Below are 8,249 nucleotides of genomic sequence, written 5' to 3' on the forward strand. Positions count from 1 at the left end.
CGGCGCCGAGGACCCGGAGCGGCTCGCCGGCCTCGTGGTCGTGCGCGGCCTGTCCGTCCGCCAGACCGAGGCGCTGGCCGCCGCCGCGCCGCGCGATCCCGCTGCGCGCCGCGCCGCGAGGCAGGATGCCGACACCGCCGCGCTGGAACGACGCCTGACCGAGAAGCTGGGCCTCAGGGTCGGCATCAAATCGGCCGGAAAAGGCGGCCAGGTGACAATCGCCTATCGCGACCTCGACCAGCTCGAGGGCGTCCTCCGCCTGCTCGACCCGGACTTCGCCTAAGGCCCTGGAACCAAGGCCCACAATGCCCGTGGCGGGGTTCGGCGCAGAGCGCCGCTGCACCTACCCGCGCCGCGCCCTGACAGCCTCTCGCGCCAGCCCCATCACCGCCGCCCGCGCCACCGCCGTATCCGGCATGCCTGTCGTCTTGGTCGCGCGTTCCGCATCCAGCAGCGCCGCGCCCGCGGCCGCCAGCATCTCCGGCCGCCACAGCCGCAGCGCGCGTTCGAAGGACGGGCGGGACTTGAAGAAGACCGGCGGGCGCAGCCCGTCGACCGCATCCTTAGGCGCGGCGCCGCGCGCCACCGCCATCGCCGCCACTTCCAGCCGCTGCACATGGCGCAGCGCGCCGCGCACCACCTGCACGGCATGCGCGCCCTCGGCGAAGGCTGCGTCCAGCGCCCGGTCGGCACGCGCCGCATCGCCCTCGGTGGCCGCGAGCAGCGCGGCGTCGAGGTCCAGCGTCGAACCTTCCGAGAGCGACGCCACCGCATCCTCCTCGGTCACGCGCCCGCTGGCGCCAACATACAGCGCCAGCTTCTCGCATTCGCGCCGCATCACAAGGCGATCCTCGCCGAGGCGCTGGGCCATCCAGGCCACGGCGGAAGGCTCCGCGCTCACGCCGAAGTCATTCAGCAGCGCGGTGATGGACGCCTCCAGCGCCGCCCCGGTCTCGGCATAGCAGGCGATCACCGCCGCTTCCGGCCCGGCCTTCTCGAGCGCCGCGCGCAACCCCTTGCGGCCATCGAGCGACCCCGCTTCCAGCAGCACCAGGCCCGGACCACTGCCCGCCAGCACCGCCTTGGCGGCATTGGCGAGCCCATCCGTGGCATCGCGGACCCGCACCAGGCGCCGCCCTCCGGTCAGCGCAGGCGTCGCGGCCTCCGCAGCCAGCAGCCCGGCATCCTTCGCCGCGACGTCACGCGGCACATCCACCAGGCGGAAGGGATCGTCGCCGGCCACCGCGCGCACCAGCGCATCGGCGCGCTCGCGCACCAGCCCGCCATCCTCCCCGAAGACCAGCACGATGCGCGCCGCGCCGGGATCGGCCAGGAAGCCCGCGATGCGGCGCGCGTCGAGCTTCGCCATCCGCGGTCAGGCGGCCGCCGGCGGCCCGGCCTCGAAGCGCAGGGCCAGCCGCAGCACGATGTCGTCCGCCAGCTGGCCCAGCAGCCGGCGCTCGGTCGCATCGCGGGAGGTGTCGGCCGAGAAGAACTGGTTCTCCGGCACGTTGTAGGCATCGAAGGCGCGCTCGGTCCCGTTCGCCAGCAGGCGCGGCGGGCTGCCCGTGTCGTACAGGAACCAGTTCGCCGTCGCCGTGATCCGAACACGCGACGGCGTGCCGTCCCGCGCGAAGCCCTGCAGGTCGATGCCGTAGGCCAGGCCGACGCGCAGGTCGTAGCGCATCTGCGCCCCACCCTGGCCGAGCCGCTGCTCCAGCTGCCGGCGCAGCAGCTGCCCGTTGCGCTCGGGAATGAGGCCGACACGGATGGTCTCGAGCCCCGCCGTGGCGCTGCCCGCCTCCCGCGGCCCATAGAGCGGACGGAAGCCGCAGCCCGCCAGCAGCGCGCCCGGCAGCGCGATGAGCGCGCGCCTAGACGACAAGGTTCACCACCCGCCCCGGCACATGGATGCGCTTGCGGATAGGCTTGCCGCCGATCGCGCGCTGCACGTTCTCCTCCGCCTCGGCGGCGGCGAAGATGGCGTCCTCGCTGGCGCCGACCGGCACCTCGATGGTGGCGCGCAGCTTGCCCAGCACCTGCACCGCGAGCTTGACGCTGTCCGCCACCAGCAGCGCCGGGTCGGCCTCGGGCCAGGGCAGCTGGGCGACCAGCGCCGCATCGCCGGGGCGCAGCATCGACCAGCATTCCTCGGCCAGATGCGGCATCATCGGCGCGGACAGGCGCGCGAGCATCTCCAGCGCCTCGCGCCGCGCTGCCGCGGCAGGGATGGAACTCTCCCCGCGCGCTGCCTCGATCGCATTGGCGAATTCATACAGCCGCGCGACGGCCACGTTGAAGGCGAAGGTCTCCAGCGCCTCGGTCACCGCGGCGATGCAGCGATGCGTCGCGCGCCGCAGCTCCTTCGCCGCGCGGTCGGCGGCGTCGTGGGCCAGCTCGCCCGGCGCAGGCAGCGACGGCAGCGCGTTCTCCACCATGCGATAGACGCGCTGCGTGAAGCGGTAGGCACCGGCCACGCCGGCTTCCGTCCACTCCATGTCGCGCTCGGGCGGGTTGTCGGACAGGATGAACCAGCGCGCGGTGTCCGCCCCGTACTTCGCGATGATCGCGCCGGGATCGACCGTGTTGCGCTTGGATTTCGACATCGCCTCGACACGGCCGATGGTCACCGGCGTGTTGCTTCCCTTCAGCGTCGCGGTGCGGGTGCCGTCGGCCGCGGTGCCGAACTCGACCTCCTCCGGATACAGCCAGCGGCCATCGGCCGACTTGTAGGATTCGTGCTGCACCATGCCCTGGGTGAACAGCCCGGCGAAGGGTTCCGCCAGCGACAGATGCCCCGACGCCGACATGGCGCGCGTGAAGAAGCGCGAATAGAGCAGGTGCAGGATCGCATGCTCGATCCCGCCGATATACTGGTCCACCGGCAGCCAGGCATCGACCGCCGCGCGCGTGACCGGCTCCGCGGCGCGCGGCGAGCAGAAGCGCGCGAAGTACCACGACGAATCGACGAAGGTGTCGCAGGTATCCGTTTCGCGCCGCGCCGGCTTGGCGCAGCGCGGGCAGGCCACGTGCTTCCAGGTGGGGTGCGTGTCCAGCGGGTTGCCGGGCTTCGCGAAATCCACATCCTCGGGCAGGCGCACCGGCAGCTGGTCGTCGGGCACCGGCACCACGCCGCAATCGTCGCAATGGATGAAGGGGATCGGGCAGCCCCAGTAGCGCTGGCGCGAGACACCCCAGTCGCGCAGGCGCCAGTTCACCACGCCGGTGCCCGCACCCTGCTTCTCCAGCGCGTCGATCGCCGCGCGCTTCGCGCCCGCCACGTCGAGCCCGTCGAGGAAGCCGGAATTGAACGCCGTGCCGTCATCCGTGAAGGCCTCGTCCGCCACCGCGAAAGTCGCGGCGTCGGCACCCTTGGGCAGCACCACGGGCGTCACGGACAGCCCGTACTTCCGCGCGAAATCCAGGTCGCGCTGGTCATGCGCGGGGCAGCCGAAGATCGCGCCGGTGCCGTATTCCATCAGCACGAAATTCGCGATCCACACCGGGTATTCCGCGCCGGTGAAGGGGTGCTTCACGCGGATGCCGGTGTCGTAGCCCTTCTTCTCCGCCTGCTCGATCACCGCTTCCGAGGTGCCCATCGACCGGCACTCGGCGACGAAATCCGCCGCCTTGGAATCGCGTGCGGCAGCGGCTGCGGCGATCGGGTGCTCGGCCGCGACCGCCAGGAACGACATGCCAAACAGCGTGTCCGGCCGCGTGGTGAAGACCTCGACCTCGTCCATGCCATCGACCGGCTGCGTCAGCGCGAAGCGCACGCGCGCGCCCTCGCTGCGGCCGATCCAGTTGGACTGCATCAGCTTCACACGCTCGGGCCAGCGATCGAGGCCGCCCAGCGCCTCCAGCAGGTCAGGGGCGAACTTCGTGATGGCGAGGAACCACTGCGACAGCTTCTTCTTCTCGACCAGGGCGCCCGAACGCCAGCCGCGCCCGTCGATCACCTGCTCGTTCGCCAGCACGGTGCCGTCCACCGGGTCCCAGTTCACCCAGGATTCCTTGCGCTCGACCAGCCCGGCCTTCCAGAAGTCGATCAGCAGCTTCTGCTGCTGGCCGTAGTATTCCGGGTCGCAGGTGGCGAATTCCCGCGCCCATTCCAGCGAGAGCCCCATGCGCTTCAGCTCGTCGCGCATGTTCGCGATGTTGCCGTAGGTCCAGGCGGCGGGATGCACGCCGCGCTCGCGCGCCGCGTTCTCGGCCGGCAGGCCGAAGGCGTCCCAGCCCATCGGGTGCATCACCAGGTGGCCGCGGGCGCGCTTGTAGCGCGCGACCACGTCGCCGAGCGTATAGTTGCGCACATGCCCCATGTGGATCTTGCCGCTCGGATACGGAAACATCTCGAGCACGTAGTACTTGCGCGCATCCGCCGGCGGCACGTCGGGCACGGCGAAGCAGCCGCGGGCCTCCCACGCGGCCTGCCAGCGCGGCTCGGCGGCACGGAAATCGTAGCGGGGGGACGGGGCGTCCTGGACCGGCTTGTCCTGGGGTGCGGTGCTGTCGTTCATCCTGCGCGCGCGTATCGTGTGGGAAGCGCGATGCATAAGCCCCTCGGCGCCGGATTCCTAGCGGCCGGCCTGCTCGCCGCCGCACCGGCCTATGCGCAGCCCGACCCGAACACCAGCTTCACAGCCTATCGCGCGCTGTTCTCGGTGGCGGCGCTCGGCGAGGCGCGCGGCCCCTCCACCGTGATCGGCTTCACGCTGCACTACCGCGGCGCCATGCCCAATGCCGGCTTCGTGGTCGCCGGCAACGGGCGGTCGATGAGTTGGCGCTTCGCCAGCGGTGAGGACGGGCCCGAGGCCGTGCGCGACCGCCTGCAGCCCACCTGCGAGCGTGAGGCCGCCGCAGCCCCCGGCCAGGCCACCTGCCGCGTCGTGGCCCTCGACGGCAATGTCCTGTCGCTCGCGATGCCCGCCTTCCGTCCGGTCGAGACGCAGATCGGCCCGCTCCGCGCCGCGCCGCTGATGTTCCGCCACGGCCCGCGCGCCGCCGAGGGCGTGGTCGTCTGGTCGCACGGCTTCGGCGGCGCGCAGGCGGATCACCGCCGCCGCGCCGTGCCCGGCACGCTCGCGATGCTGAACGATGCCGGCTTCGACATCCTGCGCTTCGACCGCGACCCGGCGGAGGACCACCTGGCCGTCGCGCTCACCACGCTCATCCGCGCGCTGCCGCTGCTGCGCCAGGCGGGCTACCGGCGCATCGTGCTGGCCGGCCAGTCGCGCGGCGCCTGGCAGTCCATGCTCGCGGCAGCCGAGCGGCCGGAACCGGTCCATGCCGTGCTGGCCTTCGCGCCCGCCGCGCATGGCGAGGCCACGCTGCCCAACAACCACGGCGCCGCCATCGAGGATTTCCGCCGCCTGGTCGCGGGCTTCCCACCGGGCGGCCCGCGGCTGGCCGTGGTGGTCTTCGACCGCGACCCCTTCGACCCCGACCCCGCGGCACGCGCCGCGCTGGTTGCCGAGGCCGCGGCCACGCGTGGCGCGCCGACCCTGGCCCTGCATCCCGAACCGCCGCTGGAAGGCCATGGCGGGGGCAATGACTGGCGGTTCACCCGCGGCCATGCGCCCTGCCTGCTGACCCTGGTGACAGCGCCCGAGGCCGGCGTGGCGCGCGGCCTGCGCCGTGCGCCCTGCGGCGGGGGCTGACCGCCGGGCGGGCTTCCCCAACGGTTCCAGCCGGCCTCACGCCTGCCCGGCGGCCGAGGGCCGGGCACCCGACCGGTGCCTCGGCAAGGCCCGCGGACCAGCCGCTATCGCGTCGCGACGCCCGACTGGCTGCGCAGTTCGCGCGCCCGCGCCAGCACGCGGTCCTCGAGCTCGGCGCCGGTGGCCGGGGCAACCACCGCATCAACCCAGGCCTGTCCCTGGCGCACCTGCCGGAAGATCGAGATGCGCACGCCGTCCGAGCGCAGCTGCCGCCCCATCACGTAGGCGGTCGCCTTGAAGCGCTCCGCCCCAGCGCCCGGCGGCGAATACCAGTCGGTGATGATGACCCCGCCGAAGGGATCGGCTGAGGCCAGCGGCATGAAGGCCAGCGTGTCGAGCGTAGCGCGCCACAAATAGGCGTTGACGCCAAGGCCCGAGCCGCCAGCGGCGTTGTCCTCGGGCCGGTTGCGCGATGTGCCGAACAGCACGATGCCGTCATCCTGGCCCGTGAGGCGGCCACGAACCCGCTCACGCCCGCTGCCGGCGGTGTATTCATCGCGGCCCACGTCACGGACCCGGTCGCTCGAGCAGGCACCGAGCATGGCGATCGCGCCCAGCGCGCAAAGAACGGGCGCCGCACGACGGCGCGACGCGGTTCCGGGGACAGGTCGGGGTCGGGCAGCGTTCATGGGGGGGTTCTAGCGCGCCAATGGGGGCGCTGAAAAGGCGAAGGCGGCAGGGTTTCCCCTGCCGCCCCCGGAAGGCACGACGCGCTGGCCTCAGAAGGCGAGGCGGACGCCGACCATCGTCACGTTGATCGTGCGGGTGTTGCCGCCGTTGAACGTGGCGAGCTGCGTGCCGACCGTGCCGCCACCGGCCGGCGTGGACAGGTAGCGCGCGTTGGTCGGAGCCGAGGTCGGAATGTTCTCGTCGTTGATGTTCTGGTAGATCGCGTAGAGCGCGAGGCCCGGCGCGAGGTTGTAGATGGCGCCGACACCCCAGGCGGTGTGCTTGCGGTCATCCAGCGTACGCTCGCTGAGCACCACGCCGTTCGCCGCACGGGTCTGCTGGACACCGTTCGACTGCTGGCCCTGGCCGAAGTTGCCGCCGATCACGAGCGGACCCATCGTGTAGGTCAGGCCCACGATGTAGTGGCCGCTGTTGTCCAGGCCCGGATTGAGCGCAGCGCGACCGACCGAGGTGCCGTTGTAGGCGCCCCAGGTGAACTCGCCGCCGAAGGCGAAGCCGTAGGCCGAGAGGGTGACGCCGCCCGTGTAGGCGCTGACCTGCTGGCCACGCTGCGTGCCCAGGAACTGGCCCGAGGCGTTGAGGCGCGGCGAGTCGGCCATCATGGCGCCGAAGCCGACGTTCACGCCCACCGGACCGAAGGTGCCGCGATAGCGAACCGCCGCGGAGACCTCGTTCTGGAGGATCGTCTGGTCGCGCTGCTGGCTGGTCACGCTGGTCGGGTTGTCCTGGCGCTCACCCTCGGCGGAGTTCGCAGCATAGGACAGGCCGAAGTCGAAGCCGGCGAACTGCGGCGAGAGGTAGATGACCTTCGTCGAGTCGCTGCCGTCGTTGATGCCCGACAGCATGTACGGGTTGCCGTACAGGCCGTTGTTGATGGCGATGAAGTCGTACCAGTCGCCGTCCGACGCCACGATGCCGGCCGACGGGGCGCGGACCTGCAGCAGGCTCGCGGCGCTGTCTTCCTGGCCGAAGCGGATCGAGCCGAGGTTCGGGAAGGTGATGTAGCCCCAGGCCTCGTCGAGGTCGACGACGGTGCCCGAGCCGTTGGTGCCCGTGCCGCCGTTGCCGCCGACGTTGTCCATCTGGAATTCGAAGGCCGCGCCGTAGGTCATGCCGTTGGCGGCGCGACCGTCGACGAACACGAACAGCTCGCTGTCGTTGCGGAAGTCGTAGCGCGAGCGGCGCTGCGCGTTCGGGCCACCGCCGTTCGAGCCGGTCTGGTTGCGCTGACGGGCGGTATCCCAGTCGTCATAGATCATCGCGCCGGTGAAGTCGAAGTAGCCGCCGAGGCGGATCGTCAGACCACCAGCCGCGGCCATCGCCGGCGTGGGCGCCGCGACGCCCTGCGTGCCGACATTCTCATTGCCACGCGTGAGCTGACCCGGTGCCTGGCCCGGCTGCGACGTCACCGGCATCTGGGCATAAGCCCCGGGAGCGAACAGGGCGGCGCCGACAACCGCCGTCGTCCCCAGCAAGATCTTACGCATTCAAGTCCTCCTCATGGCCGGCGAGCCGGCAGTTCCCTGGGCCCCCCTAGTCCCCCCGGACAGGGTCCACCGCCGCTTCCCGATACAGGACGGAATGCGGCGACGCGGCCTGGGCCGGACTATGTCCCGGAGCCCGCCTGGCGGGCAACAGTGCAGCCGCCGCGTCCGCGACTTACCTGAGACACTGTGGCGAAGGCGCCACAGCCTGTGGCGCCAGCCCCCCGATCGCCGCAAGCCCCGCAGCGCGCCGCGGGACCCGCGCCGCGCTGCGCGCGTCGATCCCGCCCAGCGCCGCCACCGCCACGCCGCTCAGCTGCCTTGCCGCAAGCCGCCACCGCACGGTGCCGAGGGC

At 72.0% G+C, this 8,249-nt stretch carries 6 protein-coding genes and 1 pseudogene; 2 read left to right on the forward strand and 5 right to left on the reverse strand.

What is annotated here, in order from left to right:
- Positions 1-283, forward strand: a pseudogene (locus HW578_RS19380) (ParB/RepB/Spo0J family partition protein); the annotation flags it as partial.
- Positions 284-343: 60 nt separating this feature from the next.
- On the opposite strand, the gene holA reads toward HW578_RS19380, so the two are convergent.
- The 3 genes from holA to leuS are packed head-to-tail and all read right to left on the reverse strand — an operon-like array spanning position 344 to position 4,520.
- Positions 344-1,369 (reverse strand): DNA polymerase III subunit delta, encoded by a 1,026-nt coding sequence (gene holA / locus HW578_RS19385; RefSeq protein ID WP_198372358.1) that lies wholly within the window; start codon positions 1,367-1,369, stop codon positions 344-346.
- A 6-nt stretch (positions 1,370-1,375) separates the two neighbouring features.
- Positions 1,376-1,885, reverse strand: coding sequence for an LPS assembly lipoprotein LptE (lptE, locus tag HW578_RS19390; protein ID WP_198372359.1), 510 nt, complete (start codon positions 1,883-1,885; stop codon positions 1,376-1,378).
- Positions 1,875-4,520: a leucine--tRNA ligase gene (leuS, locus tag HW578_RS19395; protein WP_198372360.1), complete on the reverse strand. Its 2,646-nt coding sequence runs from the start codon at positions 4,518-4,520 to the stop codon at positions 1,875-1,877. The genes lptE and leuS overlap by 11 nt, the downstream gene beginning before the upstream one ends.
- A 30-nt stretch (positions 4,521-4,550) precedes the next feature.
- On the opposite strand from leuS, the gene HW578_RS19400 reads away from it, so the two are divergent.
- A complete protein-coding gene (locus HW578_RS19400; RefSeq protein WP_198372361.1) occupies positions 4,551-5,660 on the forward strand; it encodes an alpha/beta hydrolase in 1,110 nt (369 codons plus the stop codon).
- A 104-nt stretch (positions 5,661-5,764) separates the two neighbouring features.
- Here the strand turns inward: HW578_RS19400 and HW578_RS19405 are convergent, their stop codons facing one another.
- Together HW578_RS19405 and HW578_RS19410 are read right to left on the reverse strand one after the other, a co-directional pair.
- The gene (locus HW578_RS19405; protein WP_408906257.1) at positions 5,765-6,226 is read right to left on the reverse strand and encodes a DUF3576 domain-containing protein; all 462 of its coding nucleotides are present in this window, start codon (positions 6,224-6,226) and stop codon (positions 5,765-5,767) included.
- A gap of 213 nt (positions 6,227-6,439) precedes the next feature.
- Positions 6,440-7,897, reverse strand: coding sequence for a porin (locus HW578_RS19410; protein WP_198372363.1), 1,458 nt, complete (start codon positions 7,895-7,897; stop codon positions 6,440-6,442).
- Positions 7,898-8,249 lie beyond the last annotated feature (352 nt).

Origin of the sequence: Roseomonas rosulenta, assembly GCF_016106005.1 — a bacterium.
In the GTDB taxonomy this organism is placed as follows: Bacteria; Pseudomonadota; Alphaproteobacteria; order Acetobacterales; family Acetobacteraceae; genus Neoroseomonas; species Neoroseomonas rosulenta.

What these genes read in the sequence shown, in the direction of transcription:
- holA (WP_198372358.1), bottom strand. Translation starts at nt 1,369, where the DNA reads ATGGCGAAGCTCGACGCGCGCCGCATCGCGGGCTTCCTGGCCGATCCC.
- leuS (WP_198372360.1), bottom strand. Translation starts at nt 4,520, where the DNA reads ATGAACGACAGCACCGCACCCCAGGACAAGCCGGTCCAGGACGCCCCG.
- HW578_RS19400 (WP_198372361.1), top strand. Translation starts at nt 4,551, where the DNA reads ATGCATAAGCCCCTCGGCGCCGGATTCCTAGCGGCCGGCCTGCTCGCC.
- HW578_RS19410 (WP_198372363.1), bottom strand. Translation starts at nt 7,897, where the DNA reads ATGCGTAAGATCTTGCTGGGGACGACGGCGGTTGTCGGCGCCGCCCTG.